This is a genomic window from Zobellella maritima (assembly GCF_003075035.1).
In the GTDB taxonomy this organism is placed as follows: domain Bacteria; phylum Pseudomonadota; class Gammaproteobacteria; order Enterobacterales; family Aeromonadaceae; genus Oceanimonas; species Oceanimonas maritima.
This window is the reverse complement of sequence record NZ_QCZE01000001.1, coordinates 187,071-203,516: the sequence shown is the minus strand read 5'-3', so window position 1 is coordinate 203,516 and position 16,446 is coordinate 187,071. Positions and strand designations below refer to the sequence as shown.

Here is a 16,446-nt window from a genome sequence, read left to right as displayed (position 1 = left end):
GGGGTATGTCACCATCCCTAAGCCCTATAAATCGGGATGGCTCAGGGGCTCCCGGGAGACGATGATACCGTTGAGATCGGCATAAACATAATCACCGGGTGCGATACGCGCCCCGGCCAAATTGAGTATGACATCCACATCACCCAGGTCACGCTTTTCTGTTTTCATCGGAGACGCGGCCAGGGCCTTGACCCCCAGTCCCAACTCGCCAATGGTCCCCACATCACGGACGGCACCGTAGACGATAATGCCTTCCCAGCCATTCTCGACCGCCATTTTCGCCAGCTGGTCGCCCAGCAAGGCCCGGCGTAACAGGCCGCCGCCGTCCACCACCAACACCTTGCCGGTGCCGGGAGTGGCCAGCAGCTCCCTGACCCTGGAATTGTCTTCAAGGCAGCGGGCCGTGACCGCCTGTCCCCAGAACACGGCCTCCCCACCGAAATTTTCAAACAAAGGCTCCAGTACCGTTACCTTGTCGCCGTGCTCATCACATAAATCGGGTAATAAATCCAACATCCTTGCCTCCTTTGCCCTCTGTCACAAGGGCGATAGTGATACTGTCAGCCTATGCCCGTCCCCCGGGAAATGCCATCCGGATCACGGGAGCCAGAGCTGCCCTCCGGACACCTAGAATAGTTGTATAACATGCCGCCCATTTTGTTCAATCCCGGCTTGACCTGGATTGGTGATGGCCCTAAAACTATTTAACATTCCAAAGGGGCTGTTGTTATGCCCCTGTTAACTGTTAAAATAAGACAACTTTTGTGATGGACCGCTGGCTATTTCTGGTGTCGTACACCCTGAATCCGAGACAGCAACTGCATGGGATGCAAGTTAAACTGGCTGAACTTTTACGACAACGTTGAAAGTTTAAGCGATGTTACTTGGGCTTTGTTGACGTGACTTACTTACACTTTCCTGGGTAGATGTCCTTAACCGCAGCGGCTGTTGACAACGAATCCTTCTATATCTAAAAACAGGTACGCTCATGCAGACACCACACATCCTTATCGTTGAAGACGAACTGGTCACCCGTAACACCCTCAAAAGCATTTTTGAGGCGGAAGGTTATACAGTGCTGGAAGCCACAGACGGCGAAGAAATGCACCAGGCGCTGTCGGCCAACAAGATCAACCTGGTGATCATGGATATCAACCTGCCCGGTAAAAACGGACTACTGCTGGCCCGGGAGCTGCGCGAACAGCATAACCTGGCCTTGATGTTCCTCACCGGCCGAGACAACGAGGTCGACAAGATCCTGGGGCTGGAAATCGGTGCCGACGACTATATCACCAAGCCATTCAACCCACGGGAACTGACCATCCGGGCTCGCAACCTGCTGAGCCGGACCATGCAGGTACCCGAGGCCGCCGACGAAGAGAAGCAGGTCGAAGCCTACCGCTTCAACGGCTGGACGCTGGACATCAACAGCCGGGCACTGGTCAGTCCCAATGGCGAAGTGTTCAAGCTGCCGCGCAGTGAGTTCCGTGCCATGATCCACTTTTGCGAAAACCCGGGACAGATCCAGAGCCGGGGAGAGCTGCTGAAGAAAATGACGGGCAGGGAGCTGAAACCCCATGACAGGACGGTCGATGTGACCATCCGCCGTATCCGCAAACATTTTGAATCGGTGCCAGACTCCCCGGAAATCATCGCCACCATTCACGGTGAAGGTTACCGCTTCTGTGGCGATCTGGAAGACTGATCCCAGACCGTAAAAAACATACCGGAGGCGGCCCCGCCTCCGGATCACTCCCACTGAACATACCGTCCTTCTTCTTCCGGAGCACATCGGAAAAATCGCAGCGCCGGCATTCAACAGCGGCATAAGGAAACTCCTCGACCGGCCCTCCGCCTCGTGAACAAGGCAGCGAGCCCGCAAGGATATATGCCCGGCTTGTCGACCGCGTAAGTCCTTCTGCCTCTTTGTATCTAGCCGAGCCTCCTTCCCGTTGCCATAAAGCCATTGCAGCGATAGGCGGCCTTGACTCGTTACCGCCAAATCTCCTGTATCTGCGTCTCTGGCGTATAATGGTGCGCTATCTGAGCCTGTAGCAACTCCGCCGTCGCCAATGCATCGGTGAGCGCATGATGGGGCTGATAGTAGGGCAAATGGTACCGGCTCCGGCTGTCGGCAAGGCGAATGGAGATCGGCTTGCGCCCCAACATCCGGGCCCATAAACCGGTAGCCTTGCCACGGTGCAGGCGGGCTTCGAGATCCATGGTATCGACCACCGGAAAACGGATCCCTTCCTTCAGTCGTTCCCTGAGTGCGGCATCGAAAAAGGCGCGCTCTATGCCCCTGTGGTGAACCACCAGGATGCGTCCGGCCAGGGCGGCCAGCAATGGCTCCAGAATACGAAGCAAATCCGGAGCCTGCCTGACATCGGCATGGGTAATGCCATGGATAACCACCGATTCTTTACCCAGGGGTTTGCGCGGTTTTACAATCCAGTGCCGGGCTCGCCGGCAATGGATACGATGTATATCAAACGGCACCAGGCCAATGCTGACAATGCCGTGTACATTCGGGTCCAGGCCGGTGGTTTCAAAGTCTATCGCCACAAACGGCACCTTGGACAGCGGTGTATCGGCCGCGACCACCCCCGCCTGATAAAAGTGCTGCAGACGGGGATCCTTGGCGGTTGCCGCCAGCTGCTGAAAGCAGCTAGGCCAGTCCGGTATCGGCGCCTCCTTGGCTGTTTGTTCTTCAGGTCCTAAATAAAGCACGCAGTCACCTCAGGTTATGCGGTTTGGCTGATAACGGAACTTCAGAAACTTCTGGGCATTGCTGAGGATCTGGAAGGCATCCTTCAGGTTTCTGCGTTCAAAATCAGACAAGGAGTCCGGCTCGATATTGTTGTCCGGCTCGCGTCCTGCTTCAATATCGAAGACCTGATGACGAATTCGCACCATGGCAATGAACTCCATGGCATCGCGTAGGTCGGGCCCCCGCCCCTTGGGCAGAATACCCGCCTCGATAACGTCCTGCAGCCGCTCAAAGGAATTCTGCGCCCGGGAGCCAACCGCCAACGCATGAACCCGGATCAAATCGGCCAGCGGTGCCGTGCCCCTGCGCTTGAGATTAATCGAGTTATTGTGTTTGCCGTCCTGCTCCATCACAAAGTTCTTGAAAAAACCAAGCGGCGGTGTCCGGTTCAGGGCATTGCGTGCCATGCATGCCAGGAAACGCGGGCTGCGCTTGGCCCGCCGCCGGATCAGGGTGTTCAGCTGCGCCGCCCACTCGATTTTCCCCCAGACGCCATCCAGGTCAAAGAAGATCGAGCTGTGCAACAGGGACTCCGGGGTGGGATTATCAATCCAGTCGCTGAAACATTGCTCCCACTCTCGCCGGGTTTTCTGCCACTTGGGATTGGTCGCCATGATCCCCCCCTTGCAATAGCTGTAACCACAGGCCGCCAGCCCGTCGCTGACAAACTGGGCCAATGCCTGAAAGTAGTCGCCATGTTGAGCTGGATTGTAGCGATTATCAAGAATAAAGGCGTTATCCTGATCGGTCACTATCAGCTGCTCATCACGCGCCATGGAGCCCAGTGCCAGAAAACAGTAGGGGACAGGCGGCGGTCCCAGCTGCTCCTCTGCCAGCTCCAGCAAGCGCTGCTTGAAACTGCGACCAATCACCGCCATGGCACTGCCCACCATATGGGAGTTGGCATCCTCATTGACCAGGCGGACAAAGCAGGACTTTACCTCGCTCGCCAGCGCCTGCAGCTCCGCCACCGTATGCTGCCGGAAAATGCTGCCGACCATAAACAGGCTGCTCTGGGTTTCGTAACGCACCAGGTCCGACAGGGCAACCACCCCGATCGGCCGGCGGCGATGCAGTACCGGCAGATGGTGCAGATTGTAACGGAGCATGGTCAACATGGCTTCGAACACCAGCTGGCCACTTTCCAGGGAGATCACATCCCCCGACATGATATCCACCACAGGGGCATCCGGAGAAAGTCCGGCTGCCAGCACCCGGGTCCTCAGGTCGCGATCGGTGATAATGCCCGCCAGGCAATGATCACTTTCCGTCGGCTGTTCCTGCTGCGGATACTCCACCAGGATGGAGGACACTCCTTCTTCGGTCATTCTTACCGCCGCCTCACGGATGGTGGCCGTGGTGGTGATGGTCACCGGTTCCCTGGCAATCAGGGTGCGAACCGTTGACGTCATCAACTGGTTGGCGTCCTCACGCTCGGAAACCGCCTGTCGGAGCCTGTCTCTGTCTGCCACCTCGACAAAATCGGCAAACTGCTCATACTTCTCGACCAGTTCGGTAAAGATGGTTTCGGGTATGCAATACAGCAGCGTATCTTCCAGCGCCTTCGCCGGTAACCGCACCCGGTTATTCATCAGCAGGGCCATCTGCCCAAACAGGTTACCTTCGCTCAGGCGGTTATAAAGCTCGCCAGAACGGCGATAAGTTTCCACCGCCCCGCTACGGATCAGGTATAGATCCTGAAGCTTGTCGCCATATTCGCAGATAGTGGTGCCCGCCCGGTAATAGGCCACTTCTATATGGCGGGCGACATGCTCCTGCGCCTTCTCCGGCAAGCTGTCGAAGGGCGCAAATTGGCGGATGAATCCCAGTATCTCCAGCTGTTCGACTTCCATCTGACACCCTCTTAAACAAAACGAAAAAGGCAGGTGGCGCCGAAACGCCTACCTGCCCTATGAGCCACATATGTTTCGGACAGGATTACCCCCGCGGCTCCGATGCCAACCCTTTGATCAGCGCGACACAGGACGTCAGCAGCACTATGGTAAAGGGAAAGCCGGTGGAGACCGCCATCGCCTGCAGGGCGACCAAGCCTCCCCCGAGGATCAGGGCAATGGCCACCAATCCTTCGAAGGTACACCAGAATACCCGCTGCGGCTTGGGCGCATTCACCTTGCCGCCGGCGGCAATGGTATCGATAACCAGGGAGCCCGAGTCGGAGGAGGTCACAAAAAACACCACGACCAGCACAATACCCAGGAATGAGGTGATTTGCGACATGGGTAACTGATCGAGCATGGTAAACAGCTGCAGCGGCAGTGCCGCATTGACCACGCCCTCGTAGCCCTCGATCACTTGATGGATGGCGGTACTGCCAAATGCCGTCATCCACAGTACACAGGCGGCAGATGGGATTAGCAGGACCGAAATCATGAACTCACGCACGGTTCGACCACGGGAAACCCGGGCAATAAACATACCAACGAAAGGAGACCAGGAAATCCACCAGGCCCAGTAGAAAGAAGTCCATCCCTGGGAGAAATTGGCGTCTTCACGGCCAACCGGGTTGGATAACGCCGGCAGGTATTCGATATAGGCAACCAGGTTGGCAAAGAAGCCGGTCAGGATGGCCAGCGTCGGGCCGACGACAATCACGAACAGCAGCAACAAGGCCGCCAGAACCATGTTGATTTCGGACAGCCGCTTGACCCCGGCATCCAGACCGGCCAGCACGGAAATCAGGGCGACGGCGGTGATCACTATCACCAGGACAATTTCGGTGGTGGTACCGGTGGGCAGACCAAAGAGGTAGTTCAGGCCGGCACTGGCCTGTGAAGCCCCCAGGCCAAGGGAGGTCGCCAGCCCGAACAGGGTCGCCACCACCGCCAGGATATCAATCACATGGCCTGGCCAGCCCCAGACCCGCTCACCCAGCAAGGGATAGAACACCGAGCGCATGGTCAGGGGCAAACCCTTGTTGTAGGAGAAGATCGCCAGCCCCAGTGCCAGAACCGCATATATCGCCCAGGGGTGCAGCCCCCAGTGATAAATGGTGGCGGCCATCCCCAGGCGCTCTGCACCCAACGCATCCCCGGCGGCCCCGGCCAGGGGCGCCCAGTCGGTGCGTACCCCGTTTTCGGTTGCTGTACCCGCCAGCGAACTGTTGAAATGGGACAGGGGTTCGGATACACCGTAAAACATCAGGCCGATACCCATACCGGCGGCAAACAGCATGGAAAACCAGCCCGCATAGCTATAGTCCGGTGTCGCCTTGGTGCCACCGATGCGTACCCGCCCCAGCGGAGAAATAATCAGCGCCAGACAGACCAGCACAAAAATATTGCCGGCACTCAGAAAAAACCAGTCCAGATTAGAGGTCAGCCATGACCGTATTCCGCCAAACAGAGGCTCAACCTGGGTCTGGAATATCAGCGCCAGCAGGACAAAGGCCACGATAGCCAGGCCCGAAATCATAAAGACCCGATCATGAATATCCAGGCCGAAAGGGCCTATCTTCAGCGCGATATTGTCTTGCCCAATCTGATAGTCGGTATCGATGGGATTGACGTCACCATCGGGCGACATGATGCCCGGCTCGTCTTTTTCTTTTTCAGTCATAGGCTTAATCCTGGGTTATTTGAGTCCTTGAAGGAAGAGCATAACATACTCATTCCATACGATTCAGACCACAGAGAACAAAATACCAATCCGCTCACAGTTCGGTAACAGGTTGACGCTCATATCAATTTGCTAATGGTCTGTCCGGCCCCCGGTAGAATGAAATCTGATACCAATCATAGCGGCAATATCCGGAATAGGCTCCCCTGGTCCAGCTCCGCCCGGACAGCCATCAAACCGACCGGAGTAGCCATGGCTCCGCCTTCAAGACATCTCGGGTAAAAATAATGAATATGCACCCTGTCGAAGCGGCCTTTTCTTTTACAGATTGGCGCCTTATCAAGTACAATTCAGTTTTATACTGCTACACTCGCCGAATGATAACAGGCGGGCGGTGTATCCTGTTAGAAAGGCACCCCCGAACGAAAGACGGGGACGCAAAGCTACCGGTCTAAGGGCAATCGCCTATGACAGCGGGGCCGCCCTGGGAGAGATTAACTTTGTATTTAGGTAAAGGATTCTACGCACTACTGGTCATACTGTTGCTGTTCACCGTTCAGCCGGCCCGCGCTGAGGGCCCGACCGTGCTGACGGTTGTGCTTCATGACAACAGTCAAACCGATTTGGATATCGCTGCCCTCGAAGCCATGGAGCCCATCACCCTGCGCACCCGTACCCCCTGGAGCGAAGGGGTGCAGACCTTTACCGGCGTGCCTATCAGCCGGCTGCTGACCAGTCTCGGTGCCCAGGGCCGCAACGTGGAAGCCCGGGCCCTGAACAACTACAAGACGGAGCTGAGCTGGGATGAGTTGGCTCGCTATCCGGTGATCATCGCCTATAAACGCAACGGCAACTATATGCGCATTCGTGACAAGGGGCCCTTGTGGATCATCTATCCGCTGGATGACTACCCCGAGCTGCGGTCCCTGGACACCGACAGCAAGATGATCTGGCAGCTCCGCCGCTTGACTGTCAGGTAAGGCGGCCATGACCGCGACTGCCGCCACCAAGGATGTGCACAGCCCAGCCCTCAAAAGGCGCCCGCTCTCTACCCTGGTGCTGGTGCTGGTGCTGCTGTTGTTTCTGCTCAGCCTGGCAGCCTCCTTCCGGGAGCTGAGCCGGGTTAATGACCTCACCAATCTCAGTATCGGCCACCATACTCATACCTTGCACAAGACCTATGAAGAGCTGGACCGCTTTTGGGACTCATTAGGGGTCTATGTTCATCCTGACCCCCATAGCCAGGTGAGCCGGGAACAGCTGCAGCTGAATTTCGAACTGCTGTACAGCCGGCTTGCCCTGTTCGAAGAAGGCGACGCCAACCGAGGTCTCCTTGAATCCCCAAAGGTAAGGGCTCTGTACCTGGAGCTGAAAGCCGCCCTCGCAGAAGTGGACATGCGGCTGCCCCGGGTCGACCCCGTCCCCCTTGACCCCGACTATCTGGCCATTCGTGAACTGCTGCAGCCCATCCGACAGCCGCTGCTCGAGCTGACCAGGGAATACCTGGTCAGTGCCGAGGTACGCGGCGACCAGATCGTCCGCGAATTCACCGACAACCGGCATAGCGTCTACCTGGCCGCCCCGGTTATCAGCGGGCTCGTGCTGCTGCTGCTCTATGTCTTCCAGCTCAGACAGACCCGGCAGCTGACGGCGGCCCTTCGGCAGGAATCCCGCCAACTGCGAGACGCCAACGAGCGCCTGTTTCGGACCACCAGCACCCTGACCTATCAAGCCACCCATGATCCTCTGACCGCCCTTCCCAACCGAACCTTGTTGCATGATCGCCTCGAGCAGGCCATCAGTCAGGCACGACAGAACAAGGGCCAGGTTGCCGTGGTCTACCTGGATCTGGACCGACTAAAGGCCATCAATGACAGCCTGGGACACAAGATAGGGGATGAAGTGCTGTGCGTGGTCAGCCGCCGGCTCTCGTCCTGCGTAGAGGGCACCGATACGGTGGCCCGCATCAATAGTGACGAGTTCATTCTGGTCTTGAACAACGCCGATCCGGACACCCTGACCCGGGTCCTGGACAAGATCACAATTGCCCTGCGGCAACCCTTGCCTGTCGCGGGCCAGGAATTGTTTATTACCGCCAGCATGGGGATCAGTAAATACCCCAAGGACGGCACCACGGCAGAACGCCTGATGATTAACGCCGACGCCGCCCTGTACTGGGCCAAGGAAAATGGTCATAACAGTATCCAGAACTATCTGGCGAAAATGAACTCCGGCGCCCTGGTCCGGCTGGAGCTGGAGCGGGAGCTGCGCCATGCCCTTAACCGGGGCGAACTGGAGCTGTTCTACCAACCTCAGGTGAATCTTGAGAATGGCCGCATCTTCGGTGTCGAGGCACTGCTGCGCTGGCGCCATCCTGAACGGGGCATGATCTCGCCGGCCGATTTTATCCCGCTGGCGGAAGAAAGCGGGTTGATCGTGCCCATCGGCGAATGGGTACTCAACACTGCCTGCCGACAGGCCAAGGCCTGGCAGATGATGGGTTTACCACCATTGAAAATGGCGGTAAACCTGTCCGCCCTGCAATTCCGACAGTCCGGGCTGGTAGCCCAGATTGCCAATGTACTGAGAGTCACGGGCCTGCCCCCCCAGTATCTGGAGCTGGAGCTGACCGAAAGCCTGCTGATGCGTGATGTAGAGAGCGCCATCATTGCCATGAATGGCCTGCGAAAATTAGGAGCCAGCCTGTCCATCGATGACTTCGGTACCGGCTATTCTTCACTCAGCTACCTGCAGCACTTCCCGCTCAGTCAACTCAAGATAGACAGAAGCTTCGTGAGCGATGCCCACCTTAAACCGGGTGCCGGCGCCATTGCCCGGGCCATCATCGCCATGGGCAAAAGCCTGGGGCTCAGGGTGCTGGCAGAAGGCATAGAAACCACCGAGCAACTGACGTACCTGCGCACCCACCACTGTGATCAGGGCCAGGGGTATTTTTTCAGCAAGCCGCTACCGGCCGCCGACATCACGAACCTGCTGCAACACAGGCCCAGCTTCGCGCTCCCCACGGATATGAGCAGAGAGGCGGTGCACCACAGTTGAGGCTATCCAGAGAGACCCGGGGTAACCCTTATGACTCATATGAATTTCATTGTGCTAATATCAACTCACTAGTCCCGTTATGTAACCCCTTGCAAAAGGCGGCCTGCCTCCAAGACTGGGGCGCAAAACCGCAGCACCAAGGGCGCCCAGGCTGGCCGTCATGGGAGAATCGTATGAACCCGGTAAACCACCCGGCCTCATGCTGCTCTCCGCCTGCGAGAACCGGGACGAATGGGTCGGCTACCCGGTGAGCATCGCCTTCAAGCCCAATGGTCCTATCCCCATTCGCGACAAGGGCCGCTGTGGATCAGGTGTCCTGGACGGTTATTCCGACCCGTGCAGCCTGGGTACCAGCATGAACGGGCAACTGCATCGCGCGATTGTTAAGTGAGGCCATACCATGCCGGCAGAGCAGACTGCTTCCCCATCGTTATCCAGCGGCGGCCGATGGCGCACCATCGGCATATGGAGCCTGGTGCTGTCCCTGCTGATATTTACCCTCAGCCTGGTTTCCGCCTACCGTGAGCTGACCCGGGTAAACCGGCTGACCAGCCTCAGCTTCGGCCAACAAACCTTTATCCTGTTCAAGACATCCGAGGAACTGGAGCACTTCTGGGACGCGGTAAGCCTGTATGTACAACCCGTTCCGTTCCGGCATAACAGCCGGGCCGACATGCAGCTCAGCTTCGAACTGCTGGCCAGCCGGATCACCTCCTTTGAACAGGGCGAGGTAAACCGGGCGGTGCTGGAAATTCCGGAGGTGCGGGAGGTCATCGAAGGCCTGAATGCGGCGCTCGCGGATATCGAGCCCAGACTGACCAGGCTCACTCCCGACCCCCTTGATCCCGATTACAACGCCATCTGGAATAGCCTGTATCCCTACCGGCAGGCCCTGTTCGATATCAGCAAGCGCCACCTGTTGCAGCGCGAGGTCAGAGGCGACCGGCTGCTGCGGGAATTCAATGCCACCAGCAGCAACTGGTATCTGGCGGCACCGGCCATCAGCGGGCTGGTCCTGCTGCTGCTCTATTTTTTCCAGTTCCGGCAGACCCTGCGGCTGGCGGCGTTTCTCCGGCTGGAGTCCCGCCAGCTGCGAGACAGCAACCGCCAGTTGCGCAAAGCCTCGGATACCCTCTCGTTTCAGGCCACCCATGATGCCCTCACCGGCCTGTCCAACCGCCTGCTGCTGCAGGACAGGCTGGCCCATGCCATCAGCGTAGCCCAGCGCAAGGACAGCCAGGTAGCGGTCATGTTTCTGGATCTGGATCGCTTCAAGGATATCAATGACAGCCTGGGGCACAGTGCCGGCGATGCCCTGCTGCAGGTTATCGCGGCACGGCTGACCGCCAGTGTGCGCGAAGTGGATACCGTAGCCCGTATCAGCGGCGACGAATTTGCGCTGATACTGGAAGATACCGTTGTTCAGGATGAACCCGTGCTGGCGGTTGCCCAGAGGATAGCGATGGCACTGCGTGCCCCATGCCTCCTCGACGGCCAGGAGCTGAGCATCACCGGCAGCATCGGCATCAGCCTCTATCCCCGGGATGGCGGCAGTGTCGAGCAGCTGCTAAGCAACGCCGACATGGCCATGTACGCCGCCAAGGAAAAGGGCCGCAATACGGTACAGCTTTACCATCCCAGCATGAACACCGACAACAACCGGCGCCTGAAACTGGGACAGGAACTGCGTCATGCCCTGCACCAGGACGAGCTGGAGTTGCTCTTCCAGCCGCAGCTGGATCTCGAACAGGAACACATTATCGGCGTTGAAGCCCTGTTGCGCTGGCGCCACCCGCAGCGAGGCCTGATAGGTCCGGCCGACTTCATTCCGCAGGCCGAAGAAAACGGGTTGATCGTGCCTATCGGCGAATGGGTACTCGCCACGGCCTGCCGGCAGGCCGTGGCCTGGCAGGCGCTGGGCCTGCCTCCTATGATAATGGCGGTCAACCTGTCGGCTCGTCAGTTTCAGCATCCCAGCCTGGTGGCGCAGGTTGCCGACACCCTGCAGCAAACGGGGCTGGCGGCCGAATGCCTGGAGCTGGAGCTGACCGAAAGTCTGCTGATACGTGATGTGGAGTCGGCCATCGCGGCCATGAACACACTGCGGAGTCTGGGCGTCAGCCTGTCTATCGACGACTTCGGCACCGGCTATTCCTCGCTGAGCTATCTACAGCAGTTTCCGGTGAGCCAGCTCAAGATTGACGGCAGCTTCGTGGGTAACCTGCCGGCTCAACCCGGCGCCATCGCCATCGTCCGCGCCATTATCGCCATGAGCAAGAGCCTGCAACTCAGGGTGCTGGCCGAAGGTATCGAAACACGAGAGCAGCTGAACTTCCTGCGTTCCCTGCAATGTGATCGGGGCCAGGGGTATTACTTCAGCCGCCCCCTGCCGGCGGCGGAGATCACCAAGCTGCTGCAGCAACAGGTACGGAAGTCAGGCGACGAAACAACACCACAGATGGAAAACAGCAAGGGGCATTGGAACAATAGCTGTGAGAAAAACTGGAGCGGGTGAAGGGAATCGAACCCTCGTATGCAGCTTGGGAAGCTGCCGTTCTACCATTGAACTACACCCGCATCGGAAGCCACTTCACTATAGGCCTTTTTCAGGACCAATCAATCCCCCGCCCGTGCGTTTGCACAGGAAACAAACAGACCGGCACTAATTTGAACGGCCTCGGCTCCCGCCTCCCGCTACAATGGCGCAATCTCCCAGGCTGCCAATTGCGCCGAGTCGGTACTCATGCCACTCTAGGGATAACCATTGCTTCGTTGCCAACCGCGGCAATATTGATCATATAAGGAACCACGATGCGTACACTCAGCCTGACTTTCATTGCCCTGACCCTGTCCGGTTGTGCCAACTGGGGGTTTGACAGCAATGTCTCACCCGCAGGCGTCAAGGATTACTACAAGGCAGGCACCGTCACCCTCTATACCCGAGAGCAACTGGCCGGCAGGAATTATGTCACCCTGGGGTCGGTTGAAGGTGAAGCCTGCCAGCTCGAGAGCAACGAAGCCCCCCCTAAGGAAGCCGATGCCCGCACCCACATCCGCCGCCGCGCCGCGGATATGGGCGCCAACGGCCTGTTGCTGGACAGCTGCATCCGTTTCGATGATATGCCCGGCTGTATCGAGCATGTATTGTGCAGTGGCCAGGCCCTGTCGGTTGCCGAAAAATGACCACCATCAGCCTGGATCCCATCGGGATCATCCACTCGCCCTACAAGGAAAAGTTTGCCGTGCCCCGTCAGCCGGGCCTGGTAACCCGTGCCCGCGCCCGGTTGGAAATGCTCCCCCCCTATAATGAACCCAGCGCCTTTCGCGGGCTGGGCGAGTTCAGCCATCTCTGGCTGGTGTTCGTCTTTCACCAGACCCGTCAGCAGGGCTGGAAACCCACGGTGCGCCCTCCCCGCCTTGGAGGCAACGAACGGGTCGGCGTCTTTGCCACCCGCTCCACCTTCAGGCCCAATCCCCTCGGCCTGTCCGTGGTCAGCCTGGAAGGCATGCATCAGGAGGGCAGCAAGGTATGGCTGGATCTGGGGGGGGTAGATCTGGTGGACGGAACCCCCATAGTGGATATCAAGCCTTATATTCCCTGGGCCGATGCCGTCCCCCAAGCCCATGGCGGCTTCGCCCCTGCCGCCCCCGATATCAATATGGAAGTCATCTTCAGTCCCGCTGCCGAGCAGGCCTGTGCCCTGTCACCGGTTCCCGAGTTGAAGGAATTTATTTCCGAAGTATTGATACAGGATCCCAGGCCCGCCTATAAGCGGGACTTACTCGAGCGGCAGCAATACGGGGTCCGGCTTTATCATTACAATGTGAAATATGAAGTGACAGGCCGACTGACCCGGGTGCTGGCGATAGTACCGGATAACGAACCATACGAAACAGCCGGGACTTCTGCCTGACCCTGGCCCCTGCTACAATCGACCCTTTAATGGACTTCAGCTCAGACAAGGTTTTAGCGCATGCGTACCAGCCAATATTTGCTTTCCACCCTAAAAGAAACCCCGAGCGATGCCGAGGTGATCAGCCACCAGTTAATGTTGCGGGCCGGGATGATCCGCAAATTGGCTTCCGGACTCTACACCTGGCTGCCCTCGGGTCTGCGGGTCATGAACAAGGTTGCCGCCATCGTACGGGAAGAAATGAACCGGGCCGGTGCCATTGAGGTCTTGATGCCGGTGGTACAACCCGCCGACCTGTGGCAGGAAACCGGCCGTTGGGAAAAGTTCGGCCCCGAGCTGCTGCGCCTGCAGGACAGGCACGCCCGCCCCTTTGTGTTGGGTCCGACCCACGAGGAAGTGATCACCGCCATGGTGCGCAACGAGGTGGCCTCCTACAAGCAGCTGCCCCTAAACCTGTATCAGATCCAGACCAAGTTCCGTGATGAAGTCCGCCCCCGCTTCGGGGTCATGCGCGCACGCGAGTTCCTGATGAAGGATGCCTATTCCTTCCATACCAACCAGGAAAGCCTGCAACAGACCTATCAGGACATGTACCAGGCCTACAGCCGGATATTTGAACGCCTGGGCCTGGACTACCGTGCCGTACTGGCCGATACCGGTGCCATCGGCGGTAGCGCCTCTCACGAATTCCATGTGCTGGCCGACAGCGGCGAAGATGATATCGCCTTCTCGACCGGCTCCGACTACGCCGCCAATATCGAAATGGCCGAAGCGGTGGCGCCCAAGGCCCAGGCCGATGCCCCGACCCAGGAAATGACCCTGGTCGACACCCCCAACGCCAAGACCATCGCCCAGCTGGTCGAGCAGTTCGGCCTGGATATCAAGAAAACCGTCAAGACCCTGCTGGTCAAGGCCTCCGAGCAGGTGGATGCCCCGCTGGTAGCGCTGATGGTACGCGGTGACCATGAACTGAACGAAGTGAAGGCGGAAAAGCTGCCCCAGGTGGCCTTCCCGCTGACCTTTGCCACAGAAGAAGAGATCAGGGACATTGTCGGGGCCGGCCCCGGCTCCCTCGGCCCCGTTAACATGCCGGTGCCGGTCATCGTGGATCGGGCCGTGGCGGTGATGAGCGACTTTGGCGGCGGCGCCAATATCGAAGACAAACACTATTTCGGTATCAACTGGGGACGGGATCTGCCGCAACCGGAAGTGGCCGATCTGCGCAATGTGAAGGAAGGCGACCCCAGCCCGGACGGCAAGGGTGTGCTGCAGATCAAGCGTGGCATCGAAGTGGGCCATATCTTCCAGCTGGGTAACAATTACTCCGCCAAGATGGGCGCGACCGTGCTCAACGAAGACGGCAAGTCGGTGGTGCTGGAGATGGGCTGCTATGGTATTGGCGTGTCACGTATCGTCGCGGCCGCCATCGAGCAGAATTACGATGCGCGCGGCATCATCTGGCCCGACGCCATAGCGCCGTTCCAGGTGGCCATCATCCCCATGAACATGCACAAGTCCCACCGGGTTCAGGAAGTGGCCGACAAGCTGTATCAGCAGCTCAAAGACGCCGGTATCGACGTGCTGTTTGACGACCGCAAGGAACGCCCGGGCGTGATGTTCGCCGATATGGAACTGCTCGGTGTACCTCACAGCATCATTATCGGCGAGCGGGGCCTGGACAACCAGGTGGTCGAATACAAACACAGGCGCGATGGTAACAAGGTTGAAATCGCCATCGACCAGGTAGTGGCGCATATCGACCAGGCCATGGGCCGTTAATCACCAAAAGGGCGCCACTCGGCGCTCTTTTGTTATCCTGGAGACTCTCCCCCCTCGTCGGAGCCGCCGCTCCCGCTCTCCCTGCCCCCGGCTTCTTTTCGCGCCCCCCTTTTAGTCCTTAAAACAGCCCCTTATACTGAACAAAAAGGAGAGGTTATGGAGCGAGAAGATACTGGTGCCTGCGCCTTGATCCTGACCGGGGGTGGCGCCCGTGCCGCCTACCAGATAGGTGTACTCAAGGCCATCTCCGAATGCTATCCCAGGGGGCAGCCCATCCCCTTCCCCATCCTGTGCGGTACCTCGGCCGGGGCCATCAACGCCACCGGACTGGCCTGCTACGCCTCCTGCTTTCACCTGGCGGTACGCAAGCTGGAGTATGTCTGGCGCCATTTACATACCGAGCAGGTATTGCGCCTGCAGGCCGGCAAGATTGTCAGCCATTCCCTCAAGAGCCTGCTGTCCGGACTGCTGGGCCGCCCCGCCCAGATGGCCTTGCCGCTGTTTGACAACAGCCCCCTGGAACGGCTGCTGGAAAAGCTGATCGATTTCCAGCGTATCGACAACAACCTGCTCTACGGCGCCCTCGAGGTGCTGGCGGTAACCGCTTCCAATTACAACACCGGTGATTCCACTACCTTCTTTCAGGGCCGGCCCCATCACCAGGCCTGGGCCAGGGCCGGTCGTTCGGGGCGGGCGGCCATTATCGCCACGCCTCACCTGATGGCCAGCAGCGCCCTGCCCTTTATCTTCCAGCCCTGTCGGCTGCAAAACCATTTTTACGGGGATGGCTCCATCCACCAGCTCAACCCGTTAAGCCCGGCCATTCATCTCGGTGCCGACAAGATACTGATTGTCAGTCTGGCCACCGAAGAAGCCCAGCCGGGCATGCTCAGCAGTGACCCCAGCAGCTCGGATATTGCCGGCCATCTGCTGGATACCATCTTCACCGATGCCCTGACCTCGGACATAGAGCGGCTGCAGCGCATTAACAGTACCATCAAGCTGATCCCGGAACATAAACGCGCCCAGATCTCCCTGCGTCATATCGACAATCTGGTGCTCAAACCAAGCCAGAACCTGGACGAGCTGACCGAGAAGCACTTCCACCGGCTACCGTTCAATATCAGGGCCATGCTGCGACTGTTCGGGGTCGATGCCGGGGATGCCACCGGCCTGGCCAGTTTCCTGCTGTTTGAAAAGGAATATTGCCAGGAGCTGATCGAGCTGGGTTACCAGGATACCCATGACCGACTGACCGAGATCTGCAATTTCCTGTCGGTGCCCCTGGATCTGCGCAAGACCGGCTGAGCGATAGCGGCTCAGATAGCTAAGAGGATGCCGTTACTG

Annotated in this window: 13 protein-coding genes, 1 tRNA gene and 1 riboswitch; of the genes, 9 read left to right on the top strand and 5 right to left on the bottom strand. The window is 58.5% G+C overall.

From position 1 onward, the window contains the following. Nucleotides 1-24: 24 nt before the first annotated feature. Nucleotides 25-516 carry a putative 4-hydroxy-4-methyl-2-oxoglutarate aldolase gene (locus DCS96_RS00905; protein WP_116472506.1) on the bottom strand — a complete coding sequence of 164 codons (492 nt, stop codon included), beginning with the start codon at nt 514-516 and terminating at the stop codon, nt 25-27. A 472-nt stretch (nt 517-988) separates the two neighbouring features. Here DCS96_RS00905 and arcA point away from each other — a divergent pair, with 472 nt between their 5' ends. Continuing rightward, the gene (gene arcA / locus DCS96_RS00900; protein ID WP_116472505.1) at nt 989-1,705 is read left to right on the top strand and encodes a two-component system response regulator ArcA; all 717 of its coding nucleotides are present in this window, start codon (nt 989-991) and stop codon (nt 1,703-1,705) included. A gap of 287 nt (nt 1,706-1,992) precedes the next feature. Here arcA and DCS96_RS00895 read toward each other — a convergent pair whose 3' ends face one another. From DCS96_RS00895 to DCS96_RS00885, 3 genes are all read right to left on the bottom strand, one after another. Then, nucleotides 1,993-2,730, bottom strand: a complete 738-nt coding sequence (locus DCS96_RS00895; RefSeq protein WP_116472504.1) for a 3'-5' exonuclease — start codon at nt 2,728-2,730, stop codon at nt 1,993-1,995. Nucleotides 2,731-2,739: 9 nt separating this feature from the next. Next, nucleotides 2,740-4,623: a putative nucleotidyltransferase substrate binding domain-containing protein gene (locus DCS96_RS00890; protein ID WP_116472503.1), complete on the bottom strand. Its 1,884-nt coding sequence runs from the start codon at nt 4,621-4,623 to the stop codon at nt 2,740-2,742. 85 nt (nt 4,624-4,708) lie between these two features. Further along, nucleotides 4,709-6,346 (bottom strand): BCCT family transporter, encoded by a 1,638-nt coding sequence (locus tag DCS96_RS00885; protein ID WP_116472502.1) that lies wholly within the window; start codon nt 6,344-6,346, stop codon nt 4,709-4,711. Between the two features lie 401 nt (nt 6,347-6,747). Then, a riboswitch (cyclic di-GMP riboswitch) is annotated at nt 6,748-6,833 on the top strand. Between the two features lie 13 nt (nt 6,834-6,846). Between DCS96_RS00885 and DCS96_RS00880 the strand changes: the two genes are divergently transcribed. The 4 genes from DCS96_RS00880 to DCS96_RS00865 all read left to right on the top strand — a co-directional run bounded on the left by DCS96_RS00880 (nt 6,847) and on the right by DCS96_RS00865 (nt 11,921). Next, entirely contained in the window at nt 6,847-7,326 is a 480-nt protein-coding gene (locus DCS96_RS00880; protein ID WP_157953545.1) for a molybdopterin-dependent oxidoreductase, read from the top strand. Between the two features lie 7 nt (nt 7,327-7,333). Then, nucleotides 7,334-9,406, top strand: a complete 2,073-nt coding sequence (locus DCS96_RS00875; protein ID WP_116472500.1) for a putative bifunctional diguanylate cyclase/phosphodiesterase — start codon at nt 7,334-7,336, stop codon at nt 9,404-9,406. A gap of 160 nt (nt 9,407-9,566) precedes the next feature. Beyond that, the gene (locus DCS96_RS00870; protein WP_116472499.1) at nt 9,567-9,797 is read left to right on the top strand and encodes a hypothetical protein; all 231 of its coding nucleotides are present in this window, start codon (nt 9,567-9,569) and stop codon (nt 9,795-9,797) included. Nucleotides 9,798-9,806: 9 nt separating this feature from the next. Further along, nucleotides 9,807-11,921, top strand: coding sequence for a putative bifunctional diguanylate cyclase/phosphodiesterase (locus DCS96_RS00865; RefSeq protein WP_116472498.1), 2,115 nt, complete (start codon nt 9,807-9,809; stop codon nt 11,919-11,921). Here DCS96_RS00865 and DCS96_RS00860 read toward each other — a convergent pair. Beyond that, a tRNA-Gly gene (locus tag DCS96_RS00860) sits at nt 11,910-11,983 on the bottom strand. The two genes, DCS96_RS00865 and DCS96_RS00860, sit on opposite strands and share 12 nt — an antisense overlap. 234 nt (nt 11,984-12,217) lie before the next feature. On the opposite strand from DCS96_RS00860, the gene rcsF reads away from it, so the two are divergent. From rcsF to DCS96_RS00840, 4 genes are all read left to right on the top strand, one after another. Next, entirely contained in the window at nt 12,218-12,589 is a 372-nt protein-coding gene (gene rcsF, locus DCS96_RS00855; protein ID WP_116472497.1) for an Rcs stress response system protein RcsF, read from the top strand. Continuing rightward, a complete protein-coding gene (gene tsaA / locus DCS96_RS00850) occupies nt 12,586-13,320 on the top strand; it encodes a tRNA (N6-threonylcarbamoyladenosine(37)-N6)-methyltransferase TrmO (RefSeq protein ID WP_116472496.1) in 735 nt (244 codons plus the stop codon). Before rcsF ends, tsaA begins: the two co-directional genes overlap by 4 nt. A gap of 60 nt (nt 13,321-13,380) precedes the next feature. Further along, entirely contained in the window at nt 13,381-15,099 is a 1,719-nt protein-coding gene (locus DCS96_RS00845; RefSeq protein ID WP_116472495.1) for a proline--tRNA ligase, read from the top strand. A gap of 156 nt (nt 15,100-15,255) precedes the next feature. After that, a complete protein-coding gene (locus DCS96_RS00840) occupies nt 15,256-16,407 on the top strand; it encodes a patatin-like phospholipase family protein (RefSeq protein WP_116472494.1) in 1,152 nt (383 codons plus the stop codon). The last annotated feature ends 39 nt before the right edge of the window (nt 16,408-16,446 follow it).